Source organism: Streptomyces sp. NPDC034086 (genome assembly GCF_055575515.1).
Genome location: NZ_JBVISM010000004.1, coordinates 89228 through 106100, shown reverse-complemented (window position 1 = coordinate 106100; position 16873 = coordinate 89228). Strand labels below are relative to the sequence as shown.

Here is a 16873-nt window from a genome sequence, read left to right as displayed (position 1 = left end):
GCCCGCTACCCCTCCACGCGGCGGATCCGGCAGCGTGCCGGTCCCTCCGCCCGCAGGGTGATCCCGGCGCTCACCGGCACCTCCTGGTCCACGGCCTCGAACGCGTAGGCGCGCAGCAGCATCGCCAGCGCGATCACCGACTCCAGCATCGAGAAGTGCTGCCCGATGCAGGCGCGCGGGCCGCCGCCGAAGGGGAACCACGCGTAGCGGTGCCGGCCGGCCTCGGCCTCCGGGGTGAAGCGTTCGGGGTCGAAACGCCCGGGGTCGCTCCAGTACCGGGGGTGCCGGTGCGTCACCCAGGGGGCCAGGATCACATCGGCGCCGGCCGGGACGGTGTGGCCCTCGACCTCGGTGGCGGCGACCGCCTTGCGGCCGATCACGGGGGCCGCCGGGTAGAGCCGCATCGCCTCCTTGAGCACCTGCGTGAGGTAGGGGAGCCGCTCGAGGTCCGAGGCCCGCGGGGTGCGCCCGTCGCCCAGCACGCCGCGCACCTCCTCCCGGGCCCGGGCCTGTTCCTCGGGGTGCCGGGCGAGCAGGTGCAGGGCGAAGGCCAGCGAGGTCGCCGTCGTCTCGTGCCCGGCGAGCAGGAAGACGAGGACCTGGTCGCGCAGTTCGGCGGCGTCGAAGGTGCCGTCGTCCGCGCTCCGCGCACCGGCGAGCAGCGTCAGCAGGTCCTCGGCCGCCGGCTGCCCGGAAGCGGCCCCCCGCCGCCGGGCGATGATCCCGTCGCAGACGGCGTACAGCTCGTCCAGCGCGACGGCCGCCCGCCGGTTGCCCGGCGTCGGCCAGGTGCGCGGGAGGTTGGCGGGGGAGTAGCCGCGGCGCAGCACGTACTCCGTGATGACCGGAAAGCACCGGTGCACGACGTCCACGGTGGCGTCGACGTCGGCGCCGAACAGGATCCGGGACACCGCGCGCAGGGCCAGGTGCATCATCTCGGCGGAGACGTCGACGATCCCGTCCAGGGCCTGCGCCCACGCGGCCAGGGTGTCCTCGGTCTCGGCGGCGACGGCCGCGGCGTAGCCGTCGACCCGCTTGCGGGTGAACAGCGGCTGCACCAGCCGGCGCTGGCGCAGGTAGTCCGCGTCCTGGCTGGTCAGCAGCCCGTTGCCGAAGGAGTCCCGGACCTCCTGGTAGAAGGCGTTGTCCTTGCGGAAGTTGGCCGCCTCGGTGGCCAGCACCCGCTGGGCGCCCTCCGCGGAGAACACGCAGTACAGCTCGGCGCGCAGCCCGGGCGGGCCGGCGCTGATCCGTACGACGTCCCCGTGCCGCTGCCGGGCCCGCTCGTAGGTCCTGAGGGAGTCCGTCTTCAGGTCGAAGAGCGACCCGAGCAACGGCACCCCCTCCAGCCCGGGAACCCCGGCCCCGCCCGTCCGCACCACCATGCCCGCCCCCGCCTCTCGTCACCGTCCCGCCGGATTCTGCCCGCCCACCACCCCGCGGGCGAGGCCCCCTCAGCCATCCGGCCGAATCCCGCCCTTCTGATGCCGGAGCCGTCGGCCCCGCCCCTCCACCGCACCGCGCATGGGGAGCCGACCTCGTAGCGAACGAGGTCAACTCGGCGGCCTTGGAGTGGCGGAACGAGTACTTGGGCCGACCCCCGGGGCGGGGAACGGCGAAGCCCCCGCCGGCCGGCCGGGTGCCGGGGCGGGGGCTCCTGAGCTGTTCTGGGGGTGGGTTGTCCCTAGATGTCGCGGAAGATCTCGATCTGGGCGCCGACCGAGTTGAGGCGCTCGGCGAGTTCCTCGTAGCCGCGGTTGATGACGTACACGTTGCGCAGGACCGAGGTGCCCTCGGCCGCCATCATCGCGAGGAGGACGACCACCGCGGGGCGGAGGGCCGGGGGGCACATCATCTCGGCCGCGCGCCAGCGGGTGGGGCCCTCGACCAGGACGCGGTGGGGGTCCAGGAGCTGGAGCCGGCCGCCGAGGCGGTTGAGGTCGGTCAGGTAGATGGCCCGGTTGTCGTACACCCAGTCGTGGATCAGCGTCTTGCCCTGGGCGGCCGCGGCGATGGCGGCGAAGAACGGGACGTTGTCGATGTTCAGCCCGGGGAAGGGCATCGGATGGATCTTGTCGATCGGGGCTTCGAGCTTGGAGGGGCGGACCGTGAGGTCGACCAGGCGGGTGCGGCCGTTGTCGGCGACGTACTCGGCCGAGCGGTCGTGGTCGAGGCCCATCTCCTCCAGGACCGCGAGCTCGATCTCCATGAACTCGATCGGGACGCGGCGGATGGTGAGTTCGGACTCCGTCACCACGGCGGCGGCCAGCAGGCTCATCGCCTCGACCGGGTCCTCGGAGGGGCTGTAGTCCACGTCGACGTCGATGGCGGGTACGCCGTGGACGGTCAGGGTGGTGGTGCCGATGCCCTCGACCTGGACGCCCAGGGCCTCCAGGAAGAAGCACAGGTCCTGGACCATGTAGTTGGAGGAGGCGTTGCGGATGACGGTGACGCCGTCGTGGCGGGCCGCGGCCAGCAGGGCGTTCTCGGTGACCGTGTCCCCGCGCTCGGTCAGGACGATGGGCCGGCCGGGGGAGACCCCCGCCTCGACCTTCGCGTGGTAGATGCCCTCGGTCGCGGTGATGTCCAGGCCGAAGCGGCGCAGGGCGATCATGTGGGGCTCGATGGTGCGGGTGCCGAGGTCGCAGCCGCCGGCGTACGGCAGGCGGAACTGGTCCGTGCGGTGCAGGAGCGGGCCCAGGAACATGATGATGCTGCGGGTGCGGCGGGCCGCGTCCGCGTCGATGGCGTCCATGTCGAGCCGGGCCGGCGGGACGATCTCCAGGTCCACGCCGTCGTTGATCCAGCGGGTGCGGACGCCGATGGAGTTGAGGACCTCGAGGAGCCGGTACACCTCTTCGATGCGGGCCACCCGGCGCAGGACGGTGCGCCCCTTGTTGAGCAGGGAGGCGCACAGCAGCGCCACGCAGGCGTTCTTGCTCGTCTTGACGTCGATGGAGCCGGAGAGGCGGCGTCCGCCGACGACGCGCAGGTGCATCGGTCCGGCGTAGCCCAGGGAGACGATTTCGCTGTCGAGCGCTTCACCGATTCGGGCGATCATCTCAAGGCTGATGTTCTGATTGCCGCGCTCGATGCGGTTCACCGCACTCTGGCTGGTGCCGAGGGCGTCGGCGAGCTGACTCTGTGTCCAGCCCCGGTGCTGCCGGGCGTCACGGATGAGCTTGCCGATGCGTACGAGGTAGTCGTCTGCCATGGATGCACCGTATCTCAGATATGAGATGTGGTTCGCGTGGGGTGCGGCAGACGGGTGCAACCGGTCCGTCAGATTCCCCTTCCGGCCCAACGCGGCTTGCCCCGGCGCCCTGCGCCTCCTCGCCGAGGTGTCGGTGAGGCGCCGCGTCGCGGCGGTCACACCCCGGCGGTCCCGGTGGCGCCGTCTCTCGGCCTGGCGGTGACGGCGCCCGGCCGTCACCGCGGGACGCCGCCAGTCGTCCCCATGTCGCCTACCCGTGTGGACTGGACGGGGTGAGACATGAGGACCGGACTCGGCTCGTTGGCTTCGGACGTCTCGGAAAATTTACGTACTCCGAGGGAACGTTTCGCGTGCGCGGCTCCTCAACAGGGCGACGGAACCCCCCGCCGCGTAGGAGGACCCATGCTGTGCCGGCCTGCCACCCCCGCCCCGACCCGCGCCGCCGCGCTCGTCGCCTCGGTGCTCACCGTGGACGCTGTGCTCCACCTGTACTGGACGACGGGAGCCACATGGCCCGCAGCCGACGACAGGAGCCTCTCCCACGCGGTTCTCGGTACGGACGTGCCGTTCACGCCACCGATCCTGCTTCCTCTTGTCGCCCTGCTCCTCACCGCCGCCGCCTTCGTCCTCGCCCACTCTCGCCGGCCCCGTCACCTGCTACTCCGCGTCGGCACCCTGGCCGTGGCCGCGGGCCTCTCGCTGCGCGCCCTGGCGGGGATCTACTGGCTGTTCGCCAAGGAGACCGGCACCGCCTTCTACTGGCTCAACCTCATGCTCTACACCCCACTGTGCGCCGTCCTGGCCATCGCCGCTCTGCGCGTGGCGCGGGGGAAGGATGCGGCCCGTGCCTGACGAACGGTCCGATGACCGGACGGTCCGCCTCGTGCGGGCCGCCCAGCGTGGCGACACCCTCGCCATGGCCGAACTCCTCGATCTCCTCGCCCCGTACGTGGGCCGCATCTGCGGACCCATAGCCCTGGGCCAGGGCCCGGACGCTGCGCAGGAGACCCTGGTGTCGGTCTTCAAGTCGCTCCGCACCCTCAAGGACCCGGCCGCACTGCACGGCTGGGTCCGTGCCATCGCCGTACGGGAGGGGATCCGCACCGCGCACCGCGCCGCCCGCACCGTACCTGCCGATCTCAGCGCGCTCCCCGCCCGCAGCGACCCCCAGCTCTCCGCAGACATCAGGGACGTACTGGACCGGCTCTCCCCCGAGCACCGCGCGGTGCTGATGCTGCGGGACGTCGAGGGCCTGGACGAACGCACCGCCGCCGCCCTGCTCGGCGTGCGCACGGGCACCGTCAAGTCGCGGCTGCACCGGGCCCGAGACACCTTCCGAAAGGCGTGGACGTCATGAACGAGCCCTGGCCCCTCACCCACCTCGACCCCGTACGCCGCCTGCACGCCCTGGCCGGCGGCATTCGCGGCGCCCACGTGACCGAGGCGCACATCGACGCCCCTTTCGAACGGGTCTGGGCCCTGCTGGGCGACCTGGAGGGCTCCTTCGGGCAGGTCGTGCCCGACATGGAGCGGTTGCGTGTCGTCCACCGGCAGGGCGAGCGCGTGGAGGCACTGGTGCGCAGCAGGTACGGGATGCGGGCCCGGTTGCGCGGGGTGCAGCGGCCCGGCTGGTGCTGGCTGCAGAGCCGGTTCCTGCTGCTCGGCGTGGCGGCGGCGCCAGAAGGTCCCGGCACTCGGGTGGCGTTCACCGGGGGCGTGCGCCTGCCGGCCCATGCCGCCCTGATCCCCCTGGGCGTACGTCGTGAGGGCAGCCGCAGCGTCCAGCGCCTGACGGCCCTGCTGTGACCGGGAAGCCACCGGCTCCGGGGTCCGGAGCCGGTCCACGGCTCGAAGCCGACGTGCCGGCCGGTCCTCACCGCCGAGATCGGAGCCCGAACGACCCGGTTCGCTGAGAAACGACTCGATTGAGCGGGCCGCGAGGTGTGCACCTCGTCCCCGCCCCCGGACATGTACTAGAGTTATCTCGACATCGAGATATCTGCCGAAGGCGTTCCGCAAGCCGCCCCCGCTGATAAGGGTTACCTAACTTAGCCTGACCTTAGCGGATTGGCCACAGGGCGTGGCGGCAGGATGCGGTTATACGCGCGAAATCATGCATGAAGGAGACTGTCGTGTCGGCGAACAGCTTCGACGCCCGCAGCACGCTGCAGGTGGGCGACGAGTCGTACGAGATCTTCCGGCTGGACAAGGTCGAGGGCGCCGCCCGCCTGCCCTACAGCCTGAAGGTCCTGCTGGAGAACCTGCTCCGCACGGAGGACGGCGCGAACATCACCGCCGACCACATCCGGGCGCTCGGCGGCTGGGACTCCCAGGCGCAGCCCAGCCAGGAGATCCAGTTCACGCCGGCCCGCGTGATCATGCAGGACTTCACCGGCGTCCCGTGCGTCGTGGACCTCGCCACCATGCGTGAGGCCGTGAAGGAGCTCGGCGGCGACCCGTCCAAGATCAACCCGCTGGCCCCGGCCGAGCTGGTCATCGACCACTCCGTCATCGCCGACAAGTTCGGCACCAAGGACGCGTTCTCCCAGAACGTGGAGCTGGAGTACGGCCGCAACAAGGAGCGCTACCAGTTCCTGCGCTGGGGCCAGACCGCCTTCGACGAGTTCAAGGTCGTCCCCCCGGGCACCGGCATCGTCCACCAGGTCAACATCGAGCACCTGGCCCGCACCGTCATGGTCCGGGGCGGCCAGGCGTACCCCGACACCCTCGTCGGCACCGACTCGCACACCACCATGGTCAACGGCCTGGGTGTGCTGGGCTGGGGCGTCGGCGGCATCGAGGCCGAGGCCGCGATGCTCGGCCAGCCGGTCTCCATGCTGATCCCGCGCGTCGTGGGCTTCAAGCTGACCGGCGAGCTGCCGACCGGCACCACCGCCACCGACCTGGTGCTGACGATCACCGAGATGCTGCGCAAGCACGGCGTCGTCGGCAAGTTCGTCGAGTTCTACGGTGAGGGCGTCGCCGCCACCTCCCTCGCGAACCGCGCCACCATCGGCAACATGTCGCCGGAGTTCGGCTCGACCGCCGCGATCTTCCCGATCGACGACGAGACGCTGAAGTACCTGCGCCTGACGGGCCGCGACGCCCAGCAGGTCGCGCTGGTCGAGGCGTACGCCAAGGAGCAGGGCCTGTGGCTGGACCCGGCCGCCGAGCCGGACTTCTCCGAGAAGCTGGAGCTCGACCTCTCCACGGTCGTCCCCTCCATCGCCGGCCCGAAGCGCCCGCAGGACCGCATCGTCCTCGCGAACGCCGCCGAGCAGTTCGCCCAGGACGTGCGCAACTACGTCGACGACGTGGACGAGGCGGGCATCGAGTCCTTCCCGGCCTCCGACGCCCCGGCGATCCGCCCGGACGGCGCCCCGTCGAAGCCGACCCTGGTCACCCTCGCGGACGGCTCGTCCTTCGAGATCGACCACGGCGCCGTCACCGTCGCCGCGATCACCTCCTGCACCAACACCTCGAACCCCTACGTCATGGTCGCCGCGGCGCTCGTGGCCAAGAAGGCGGTCGAGAAGGGCCTGACCCGCAAGCCGTGGGTCAAGACCACCCTGGCCCCCGGCTCGAAGGTCGTCACCGACTACTTCGACAAGGCCGGCCTGACCCCGTACCTCGACAAGATGGGCTTCAACCTCGTCGGGTACGGCTGCACCACCTGCATCGGCAACTCCGGTCCGCTGGACGAGGAGATCTCGAAGGCGATCAACGAGCACGACCTCGCGGTCACCTCGGTCCTCTCGGGCAACCGCAACTTCGAGGGCCGCATCAACCCCGACGTCAAGATGAACTACCTGGCCTCCCCGCCGCTGGTCGTCGCGTACGCCATCGCGGGCTCCATGAAGGTGGACATCACCAAGGACGCCATCGGCACCGACACCGAGGGCAAGCCGGTCTTCCTCCAGGACATCTGGCCCTCCGAGGCCGAGGTCAACGACGTCGTGGCGAACGCCATCGGCGAGGACATGTTCAACAAGTCCTACCAGGACGTCTTCGCGGGCGACGCCCAGTGGCAGGCGCTGTCGATCCCGACCGGCAACACGTTCGAGTGGGACCCGCAGTCCACCTACGTGCGCAAGCCCCCCTACTTCGAGGGCATGACGATGGAGACCACCCCGGTCTCCGACATCACCGGCGCCCGCGTGCTGGCGAAGCTGGGCGACTCGGTCACCACCGACCACATCTCCCCGGCCGGTGCGATCAAGGCCGACACCCCGGCCGGCAAGTACCTCACGGAGCACGGCGTCGAGCGCCGCGACTTCAACTCGTACGGTTCCCGCCGCGGCAACCACGAGGTCATGATCCGCGGTACGTTCGCCAACATCCGCCTGCGCAACCAGATCGCACCGGGCACCGAGGGCGGCTTCACCCGCGACTTCACCGTCGAGGGCGCGCCGGTCTCCTTCATCTACGACGCCTCGCAGAACTACCAGGCCGCCGGCATCCCGCTGGTCATCCTGGCGGGCAAGGAGTACGGCTCCGGCTCGTCCCGCGACTGGGCGGCCAAGGGCACCGCGCTGCTCGGCGTCAAGGCCGTCATCGCCGAGTCCTACGAGCGCATCCACCGCTCGAACCTGATCGGCATGGGCGTCCTGCCCCTGCAGTTCCCCGAGGGCGCCACCGCGGCCTCCCTGGGCCTCACCGGCGAGGAGACCTTCTCCTTCACCGGTGTGGAGGAGCTGAACAACGGCACCACGCCGCGCACGGTCAAGGTCACCACCGACACCGGTGTCTCCTTCGACGCGGTCGTCCGCATCGACACGCCGGGCGAGGCCGACTACTACCGCAACGGCGGCATCATGCAGTACGTCCTGCGGAACCTCATCCGCGGCTAAGGGCGCGCCAGGCGGAGCGATCCGCCGTCTGTCGGCACCATAGGGCCGTACCCCCGTCAAGGGGGTGCGGCCCTTCCGCTTTTCGCGGCGGCGGTCCCAGGTGACGGACAGGTCTCAACTCGGAAAAGCCGGGAACGATCCTTGCGCACGATCTTGCTGAGCCGAGCGGAAGTGGACTATACCTGTGCCCGTCCGGGCCGCCGTGCGATCAGCGGCTCCGGGCCGGGGGATGCCGGGGGACCCGCGGTGAGGCCCGTCTTGTGGTAACTGCCGCGGTTTCCGGCCTCCTTCACACTCCTGACGAAGGCGAGGACATGAGCATGGGATCCACTGGTGAGGGCCTCGGCCGCCGTGATCTGATCAAGCGTTCCGCAGCGCTCGGACTGATCAGCGTGCCGACGATGAGCTTCCTGTCCGCCTGCGCCTCCGGTGGTGAGGACACCACGAAGGGCCCCGACAAGGGGGTCGTGTCCAAGGAGAACCCCTTCGGCGTCGCCAAGGGCGGCAAACTCGACGTGGTCGTCTTCAAGGGCGGCTTCGGCGACGACTACGCGAAGGCCTGGGAGGCCGCCTTCGACAAGAAGTGGGGCACCACCAGCTCCCACGTCAGCACCCAGGAGATCGCGGCCAAGCTCCAGCCCCGCTTCAACGGCGGCACCCCGCCGGACGTGGTCGACGACTCCGGCGCCCAGCAGATCAAGATCGACGTCCTCGCCAAGGGCGGCCAGCTCGCCGACCTCAGCGTCGTGCTCGACGCGCCCTCGCTCGACGACCCCGGCAAGAAGGTCCGGGACACGCTCATCCCCGGTACCGTCGAACAGGGGACCCAGGGGGGCAAGTTCGTCGCCCTCTACTACGTCTACACCGTCTACGGCTTCTGGTACTCGGGCAAGCTCTTCAAGGAGAAGGGCTGGACCGAGCCCAGGACCTGGGACGAGTTCCTGGCCGTCTGCGCCAAGGCCAAGGAGGCCGGTATCGGCGGCCTGGCCCACCAGGGGAAGTTCCCGTACTACATCAACGTCGTCATCATGGACCTGATCGCCAAGAAGGGCGGTCTGGAGGCCATGAAGGCCATCGACAACCTGGAGCCGAACGCCTTCGAGGGCAACCCCGCCGCCCTGGCCGCCGCCGAGGCGGTCTACGAGGTGGTCGAGAAGGGCTACCTCATGCCCGGCACCAACGGCCTGACCCACACCGAGTCCCAGACCGCCTGGAACCAGTACAAGGCGGCCTTCATCCCCTCCGGCTCCTGGCTGGAGAACGAGCAGCTCAAGCAGACCCCCGACGACTTCGACATGAAGTTCCTGCCCGTCCCGGTCCTCGCCGACAGCAAGCTCCCCTTCGAAGCCATCCGGGCCGGCGCCGGCGAACCCTTCATCGTCCCGGAGAAGGCCGCCAACAAGGCGGGCGGCCTGGAGTTCCTGCGGTCGATGCTGTCACGCGAATGGTCCACCCTCTTCGCCCAGCAGGCCAACTCGCTCACCGTCGTCAAGGAAGGGGTCGACCCGGGCGTCAAGCTCCGCCCCGGCACCGCCTCGGCCGTCTCCGCCGTCAAGGCGGCGGGCCCGAACACCTTCAACTACCTGTACCCCGACTGGTACAGCGAGATGGACGCCGAGATCCAGAACGCGTCCAATGAGCTGATGACCCAGCGGATCCAGCCGAAGGAGTGGATCAAGCGGGCCCAGGCTGCGGTAGACAAGGCTGCCAAGGACCCCAACGCCAAGAACAACCGCCGCAGCTGACCACACGTCCACCGGCAGCGTCATCAGGGACGGACACCATGAGCCACGTAGCCCGGCGCGGAGGAAGGACCGGCTTCATCGCCGGCTTCCTCTTCCTGCCGCTCGCGCTGTACCTGACCTTCGTCATCTGGCCGTACGTTCAGACGTTCGGATACTCCTTCACCAACTGGTCGGGCCAGTCGCCGACGTTCGACTTCGTCGGCCTGGAGAACTACTCCGCCCTGATGAGGGACGAGGTCTTCCGCGTCGCCCTCTGGCACAACCTGCTGCTCCTGGTGTTCGTCCCGGTGATCACCATCCTGCTCGCCCTCTTCTTCGCCTTCATGGTGAACGCGGGAGGGCGCGGCGGGGCCGGCGGGGTGCGGGGCGTCCGCGGATCGGCCTTCTACAAGATCGTCTACTTCTTCCCGCAGGTCCTCTCCCTCGCCATCCTCGCGGTGCTCTTCGGGGCGGTGTACCGCAGCGACGAGGGCGGCCTGCTCAACGGCTTCCTCATCCGGGCCGGTCTGGTCGATCCGGCCCACCCCGTCGAATGGCTCAACGACCCCGACCTCGTCCTGTGGTGCCTGCTGCTCGTGGTGGTCTGGCACGGGGTCGGCTTCTACCTGGTCCTCTTCTCGGCGGCCATGCAGTCCGTGCCGAAGGACATCTACGAGGCCGCGCTGCTGGACGGGGCCGGCCGCGCCCAGACCTTCTTCAGGGTCACCCTGCCCCTGCTGTGGGACTCCGTGCAGACCTCCGCGGTCTACCTGGGCATCGCCGCGATGGACATGTTCGTCCTGGTGTCGACGATGACCTCGGCCCAGTTCGGCGGCGGACCCGACCACCACAGCGAGGTCATGGCCACCGTACTGATGCGCAACTTCCTGTACTTCGGCAAGAGCGGCTACGCCTGCGCCATGGGCGTGGTCATGCTCGTCCTGACCATGATCCTTTCCATCGTCACGCTGCGCGCCACCCGCCGCGAGCGCATCGAGTTCTGAGCGGGAGACGCGATGACCACAGTGATCAAGGCGCCGGGCGAGCCCTCCGCGGAGCGGCCCGGCGCCGGCGGAGGCCGGGACGGGGACGGCGGGGGGCGCCGCTCCGACGGGATGGCGCTCAACGTCTTCTCGCACGGCTTCCTCGCCGTCTGGGCGGTTCTGATCGTGCTGCCGCTGGTCTGGCTGGCGCTCGGATCGTTCAAGACCGACACGCAGATCGGGGCCTCGGCCCTCAGCTGGCCCTCCCACTGGCACTTCGACGCCTTCGGCCGTGCCTGGGACAAGGGCATCGGCGGCTACTTCGGCCACACCCTGATCGTGATGGCCTTCTCGGTCCCGCTGACCATGCTGCTCGGCTCCATGGCCGCGTACGTACTGGCCCGCTACCCCTTCCGGGGGAACCGGATCATCTACTACTTCTTCGTCAGCGGGGCGATGTTCCCCGTCTTCCTGGCGCTCGTACCGCTGTTCTTCATGGTCAAGCGCCTGGACATGCTCAACACGTACCAGGGGCTGGTCCTGGTCTACGTCGCCTACTCGATGCCCTTCACCGTCTTCTTCATGCACTCCTTCTTCCGGACCCTGCCGACGGCGGTGCACGAGGCAGCCGTGATCGACGGGGCCTCCGACACCCGGATCTTCTTCCAGGTGATGTTGCCGATGGCCAAGCCGGGCCTGATCAGCGTGGGGATATTCAATGTCCTGGGCCAGTGGAACCAGTACATCCTGCCGTCGGTGCTGATGCAGCCGCAGAGCGGGGCGGACCCCGAGCGCTACATGCTCACCCAGGGTCTGATCCAGCTCCAGTACCAGATGGGCTACGAGACGGACCTGCCGGTGCTGTTCGCCGGCGTGACCATCGCGATGATCCCGATGCTGGTGGTCTACCTGTCCTTCCAGCGCCAGATCCAGGCCGGCCTGACCTCGGCGACCCTGAAGTAGCGCCACGGGGTGCGCCCGGGGCCTGGATGACGTATGCCTGACAGGAGAGTCAGAGCATCCCGAGGGAAAGGGAAAAGAGGCTCACACCGCGACCCTTGTTCATACTTTCTGGCTATGTGTCCGGTTCGCTCCGTCTCAGGGTCTTGACGGCGGAGTGGCCAAAGGCTCGACTTAAGGTTCACAAGTTGGAGAGACGCCGGGGTCTCGGAGCGCACAGCCGCGACACCGGCCGGGGGGCGGCGGACGTCCGCCGTTCATGGGCAGGAGTGGATGAGTCGTGCAGACTCCCGGATCGCAGTCCTCGCTGCACCGCGCGAACCTGGAACGAGTCGTGCGGGCCGTGCGCCTCGCCGGTTCGCTGACCCAGGCGGAGATCGCCCGCACCACCGGACTGTCGGCGGCCACGGTCTCCAACATCGTCCGTGAGCTCAAGGAGAGCGGGACCGTCGAGGTCACCGACACCTCGGCCGGCGGACGCCGGGCCCGCAGCGTCTCGCTCAGCGGGGACGCCGGCATCGTGATCGGCGTGGACTTCGGCCATACCCACCTGCGGGTGGCCGTGGGCAACCTCGCGCACCAGGTGCTGGCCGAGGAGGCCGAGCCGCTGGACGTGGACGCCTCCTGGGTCGACGGCTTCGACCGGGCGGAAACCCTGGTCGGACGGCTGGTCGAGGGCATAGGCGTGGCCCGCGACAAGGTCATCGGGGTGGGGCTCGGCGTGCCGGGCCCCATCGACGTGGAGTCGGGCACGCTGGGCTCGACCGCGATCCTGCCGGGCTGGGCCGGGATCAACCCGCGCCAGGAGCTCTCGCAGCGCCTGGGCGTACCGGTCTACGTGGACAACGACGCGAACCTGGGCGCGCTGGGGGAGCTGGTCTGGGGCAGCGGCCGGGGAGTCCGCGACCTGGCGTACATCAAGGTCGCGAGCGGTGTGGGCGCGGGCCTGGTGATCAACGGGCAGATCTACCGGGGACCCGGCGGCACCGCCGGGGAGATCGGGCACATCACCCTGGACGAGTCCGGCCCCGTCTGCCGCTGCGGTAACCGCGGCTGCCTGGAGACCTTCGCCGCCGCGCGCTACGTGCTGCCGCTGCTCCAGGGCACCCACGGGCCCGGGCTGACGATGGAGAAGGTGGTGGAGCTGGCCCGGGGCGGGGACCCCGGCTGCCGCCGGGTGGTCACCGACGTGGGCCGCCACATCGGCAGCGGCGTGGCCAGCCTCTGCAACCTCCTGAACCCGAGCCGGGTGGTGCTGGGCGGTTCGCTGGCGGAGGCCGGTGAACTGGTGCTTTCGCCGATACGCGAGTCCGTGGGGCGGTACGCGATCCCCAGTGCGGCCCGTCAGCTGTCGGTGCTCACGGGTTCGTTGGGCGGCCGGGCGGAGGTACTCGGCGCGCTGGCGCTCGTACTCAGCGAGATGGGCGATTCGACGCTTTTGGCGGAAAATGGCATTGGGGTGCGAGCTCCCGCCGTCATGTCTTCAGTTAGATAACGGATGGCACCGTTGTCATCTCGTTAAGGATTCACTCCTTGACGACAAACTTGCGGCCGGGGTTGACTCACATCCACCTCGGCCGCAGCGTTGCGGCCTCGTCAGGGAGGTTCAACGAATGAACACGCGTATGCGCAGAGCCGCCGTAGCCGTCGCCGCGGGTGCCATGGCCGTTTCGCTGGCCGCATGTGGCAGTGCCAAGGAAGCAGGCGGCGAGAAGAAGCCCTCCGGCTCCGCCGCCGCCGGTGACGCCATCAAGGTCGGTCTGCTCCTGCCGGAGAACCAGACCGCGCGCTACGAGAAGTTCGACAAGCCGCTCATCGAGAAGAAGGTCGCCGATCTCACCGGCGGCAAGGCCGAGGTGGTCTACGCCAACGCCAAGCAGGACGCGACCACGCAGAACTCGCAGGTCGACACGATGATCACCAACAAGGTGAACGTCCTGATCATCGACGCGGTCGACGCCAAGGCCATCGCGGGCTCGGTCAAGAAGGCCAAGGACGCCGGCATCCCGGTCGTCGCCTACGACCGCCTGGCGGAGGGTCCGATCGACGCCTACACCTCCTTCGACAACGAAGAGGTCGGCAAGGTCCAGGGCAAGGCCCTGCTCGAAGCCCTGGGCGACAAGGCCAAGGACGGCCAGATCGTCATGATGAACGGCTCCGTCACCGACCCGAACGCCGCGCTGTTCAAGAAGGGCGCCCACTCCGTCCTCGACGGCAAGGTGAACATCGGCAAGGAGTACGACACCAAGGAGTGGAAGCCGGAGAACGCCAACACCAACATGGCGGGCGCGCTCACCGCGCTCGGCAAGGACAAGGTGATCGGCGTCTACTCGGCCAACGACGGCATGGCCGGCGGCATCATCACGGCCCTCAAGGCCGCCGGTCTGTCCCCCCTCCCGCCGGTCACCGGCCAGGACGCCGAACTGGCCGGCGTCCAGCGGATCGTCGCGGGCGAGCAGTTCATGAGCGTCTACAAGCCGTACGCCCCGGAGGCCGCGGCCGCCGCCGAGATGGCCGTCGCCCTCGCCAAGGGCGAGAAGATCGACGGGATCATCAACAACAAGGTCGACAGCCCGACCTCCAAGGGCGTTCCGTCCGTGCTGATCCCGGTCGTCTCGCTCACCAAGGCCAACATCAAGGACACCGTCGTCAAGGACGGCGTCTACACGGCCGACGAGATCTGCACCGACAAGTTCGCGGCCTCCTGCGCCGCCATCGGCCTCAAGTAAGGCCCCGTCGCCGCCTCGGAGCGGCGGCCCACCTTCCCTGCCCGGTGCCCCGCACCTCATGCCCCGCCACCCGCGGGGCGCCGGGCAGAAACGCTTCGTCTTTCGCTTGTCGCATTTCCCCCATCCGCCCCGCTCCTGCTCTTTTGCACGACATCCCCGCCGGTCAGGCGGCGAAGGAGATGGTTCATGTGTCCGCTGCGCCCGTGCTGGCGTTGCGAGGGGTCTCGAAGCGGTTCGGCGCCGTCCAGGCCCTGACCGACGTAGAACTCGAGATCCACTCCGGTGAGGTCGTCGCCCTGGTGGGCGACAACGGCGCCGGCAAGTCCACGCTGGTCAAGACGATCGCCGGCGTGCACCCCATCGATGACGGAGTCATCGAGTGGGAGGGCCGCCCGGTCTCCATCAACAAGCCCCACGACGCCCAGAACCTCGGCATCGCGACCGTCTACCAGGACCTCGCGCTGTGCGACAACATCGACGTCGTCGGCAACCTCTTCCTCGGGCGCGAGCTCAAGCGCTTCGGCGTCCTCGACGAGGTGGAGATGGAGCGCCGCGCCCGCGAACTCCTGACCACCCTGTCCATCCGGATCCCCAGTGTCCGGATCCCCATCGCCTCGCTCTCCGGCGGCCAGCGCCAGACCGTGGCGATCGCCCGTTCGATGCTGGGCGAGCCCCGGCTCGTCATCCTCGACGAGCCCACCGCCGCCCTCGGCGTCGAGCAGACCGCACAGGTGCTCGACCTCGTGGAGCGGCTGCGCGAGCGCGGCCACGCCGTCATCCTCATCAGCCACAACATGGCCGACGTGAAGGCCGTCGCCGACAAGGTGGCGGTGCTGCGGCTGGGCCGCAACAACGGCGTCTTCAACGTCGCCGACACCTCGCAGGAAGAGATCATCTCCGCCATCACCGGGGCCACGGACAACGCCGTGACCCGCCGGGCGGCCCGCACCGGGGAGGCCCGCAAGTGAGCACCGAACACCACACCTCGGCGGAAGAGGTGGCCAAGCTGGCCAACCCGGCCGCCCCGGCGGACGCCATCCCCGTGGTGGACCCGCGCCTGCTCGTGCGCGAGCAGGGGCTGTCCGGCTACCTGAGCGAGTTCGGCCGCAAGATGAAGGCCGGCGACCTGGGCTCGATCCCGGTCGTCCTCGGCCTGATCATCATCTGGGGCATCTTCCAGGGGCTGAACTCGAACTTCCTCTCCCCGGAGAACCTCTCCAACATCGCGATCACCATGGTCGCCACCGGCATGATGGCCGTCGGCATCATCTTCGTCCTGCTGCTCGGCGAGATCGACCTGTCGGTCGGCTCCGTCAGCGGCGTCTCGGGCGCGATCGTGGCCGTCCTCGCCGTCACCCACGGGGTCAACGAGTGGCTCGCGATCCTCGCCGCCGTCGCCGGCGGCGCCCTGATCGGGGCCGTCCACGGCTTCTTCTTCGCCAAGATCGGGGCCCCCGCCTTCGCGGTCACCCTGTCCGGCCTGCTGTTCTGGTCCGGAGCGATGCTCCAGATCCTGGGCAGCAACGGCACCGTCAACCTCGACTCCGAGGGCGTGGTCGGGCAGCTCACCACGTACTACTTCTCGGACGTGGCCGCCGGCTACGGTCTCGCGGCGCTCGCCACGGTGGCGTACTTCCTCGCCACCTTCTCCGACAACCGCCGCAAGGAGGCCGCGGGGGTCCCCTCCCGGCCGCTGAGCGAGATCCTGCTGCGCACCGGCCTGCTGGCCCTGTTCACGTTCGGCCCCGCCGTCGTGTTCAACCAGTACAAGGGCCTGCCGCTCGCGCTGGTGCTCTTCGTGGTGGCCCTGGTCGGTACGGACTTCGTCCTGCGCCGCACCACCTTCGGCCGCAACGTCTTCGCCCTCGGCGGCAGCGTCGAGGCCTCCCGCCGCGCGGGCATCAACGTCAACGGGATCCGCATCGCGGTCTTCGCGATCGCGGGCACCTTCGCGGCCATCGGCGGCCTCTTCTGGGCCTCCAAGATCGCGGCGGCCAACCAGAGCGCCGGCGCCGGCGACCTCCTGATGAACGTCATCGCGGCGGCCGTCATCGGCGGCACCAGCCTCTTCGGCGGCCGCGGCCGGACCTGGAACGCCCTCCTCGGTGTGATGGTCATCACCAGCATCCAGTACGGTCTGGCCCTGGAGGGCATCGCGACCCCGGTCCAGTACATGATCACCGGTGCCGTCCTGCTCGCCACGGTGGTCATCGACTCGGTGACCCGCAAGACCCAGAAGACGGCCGGCCGCGCCTGACCGCGCGACCTGGGCCGATCCCGGGCGGTAAGACCCGTCACAGTGCCCGGTGCCACTGCGTGTGGCACCGGGCACCCGTGCGTGCGCGCAGGCGTACGGATGTGCGGGTATACGCCCGTTCGGGAGGTGTGACGCCGCTGCCGGGAGCGCAGGTAT

At 69.4% G+C, this 16873-nt stretch carries 13 protein-coding genes; 11 read left to right on the top strand and 2 right to left on the bottom strand.

What is annotated here, in order from left to right:
• Positions 1-5 precede the first annotated feature (5 nt).
• Together ACZ514_RS13315 and ACZ514_RS13310 are read right to left on the bottom strand one after the other, a co-directional pair.
• Entirely contained in the window at positions 6-1385 is a 1380-nt protein-coding gene (locus ACZ514_RS13315) for a cytochrome P450 (protein WP_469124730.1), read from the bottom strand.
• A gap of 299 nt (positions 1386-1684) precedes the next feature.
• Positions 1685-3214 carry a helix-turn-helix domain-containing protein gene (locus ACZ514_RS13310; protein WP_468165184.1) on the bottom strand — a complete coding sequence of 510 codons (1530 nt, stop codon included), beginning with the start codon at positions 3212-3214 and terminating at the stop codon, positions 1685-1687.
• 402 nt (positions 3215-3616) lie between these two features.
• Here ACZ514_RS13310 and ACZ514_RS13305 point away from each other — a divergent pair, with 402 nt between their 5' ends.
• The 11 genes from ACZ514_RS13305 to ACZ514_RS13255 all read left to right on the top strand — a co-directional run bounded on the left by ACZ514_RS13305 (position 3617) and on the right by ACZ514_RS13255 (position 16717).
• Positions 3617-4066 (top strand): DUF3995 domain-containing protein, encoded by a 450-nt coding sequence (locus ACZ514_RS13305; protein WP_468165182.1) that lies wholly within the window; start codon positions 3617-3619, stop codon positions 4064-4066.
• The gene (locus tag ACZ514_RS13300; RefSeq protein ID WP_468165180.1) at positions 4050-4571 is read left to right on the top strand and encodes an RNA polymerase sigma factor; all 522 of its coding nucleotides are present in this window, start codon (positions 4050-4052) and stop codon (positions 4569-4571) included. Before ACZ514_RS13305 ends, ACZ514_RS13300 begins: the two co-directional genes overlap by 17 nt.
• Complete coding sequence (locus ACZ514_RS13295; protein WP_468165178.1) at positions 4568-5020, top strand: hypothetical protein; 453 nt, start codon at positions 4568-4570, stop codon at positions 5018-5020. The genes ACZ514_RS13300 and ACZ514_RS13295 overlap by 4 nt, the downstream gene beginning before the upstream one ends.
• Positions 5021-5346: 326 nt before the next feature.
• Positions 5347-8064, top strand: coding sequence for an aconitate hydratase AcnA (gene acnA, locus ACZ514_RS13290; RefSeq protein WP_468165176.1), 2718 nt, complete (start codon positions 5347-5349; stop codon positions 8062-8064).
• 320 nt (positions 8065-8384) lie between these two features.
• Positions 8385-9809 (top strand): N-acetylglucosamine/diacetylchitobiose ABC transporter substrate-binding protein, encoded by a 1425-nt coding sequence (gene ngcE, locus ACZ514_RS13285; RefSeq protein WP_468165174.1) that lies wholly within the window; start codon positions 8385-8387, stop codon positions 9807-9809.
• Between the two features lie 38 nt (positions 9810-9847).
• On the top strand, positions 9848-10792 hold the full coding sequence (locus tag ACZ514_RS13280; protein ID WP_468165172.1) for a carbohydrate ABC transporter permease: 945 nt from the start codon (positions 9848-9850) through the stop codon (positions 10790-10792).
• 12 nt (positions 10793-10804) lie between these two features.
• A complete protein-coding gene (locus ACZ514_RS13275; RefSeq protein WP_468165170.1) occupies positions 10805-11734 on the top strand; it encodes a carbohydrate ABC transporter permease in 930 nt (309 codons plus the stop codon).
• 277 nt (positions 11735-12011) lie between these two features.
• The gene (locus ACZ514_RS13270; protein WP_468165168.1) at positions 12012-13226 is read left to right on the top strand and encodes an ROK family transcriptional regulator; all 1215 of its coding nucleotides are present in this window, start codon (positions 12012-12014) and stop codon (positions 13224-13226) included.
• A 118-nt stretch (positions 13227-13344) separates the two neighbouring features.
• Positions 13345-14460 carry a sugar ABC transporter substrate-binding protein gene (locus ACZ514_RS13265; protein WP_468165166.1) on the top strand — a complete coding sequence of 372 codons (1116 nt, stop codon included), beginning with the start codon at positions 13345-13347 and terminating at the stop codon, positions 14458-14460.
• A gap of 179 nt (positions 14461-14639) precedes the next feature.
• A complete protein-coding gene (locus tag ACZ514_RS13260) occupies positions 14640-15428 on the top strand; it encodes an ATP-binding cassette domain-containing protein (protein ID WP_388938517.1) in 789 nt (262 codons plus the stop codon).
• Positions 15429-15457: 29 nt separating this feature from the next.
• A complete protein-coding gene (locus ACZ514_RS13255) occupies positions 15458-16717 on the top strand; it encodes a sugar ABC transporter permease (RefSeq protein ID WP_469124847.1) in 1260 nt (419 codons plus the stop codon).
• Positions 16718-16873: the final 156 nt, after the last annotated feature.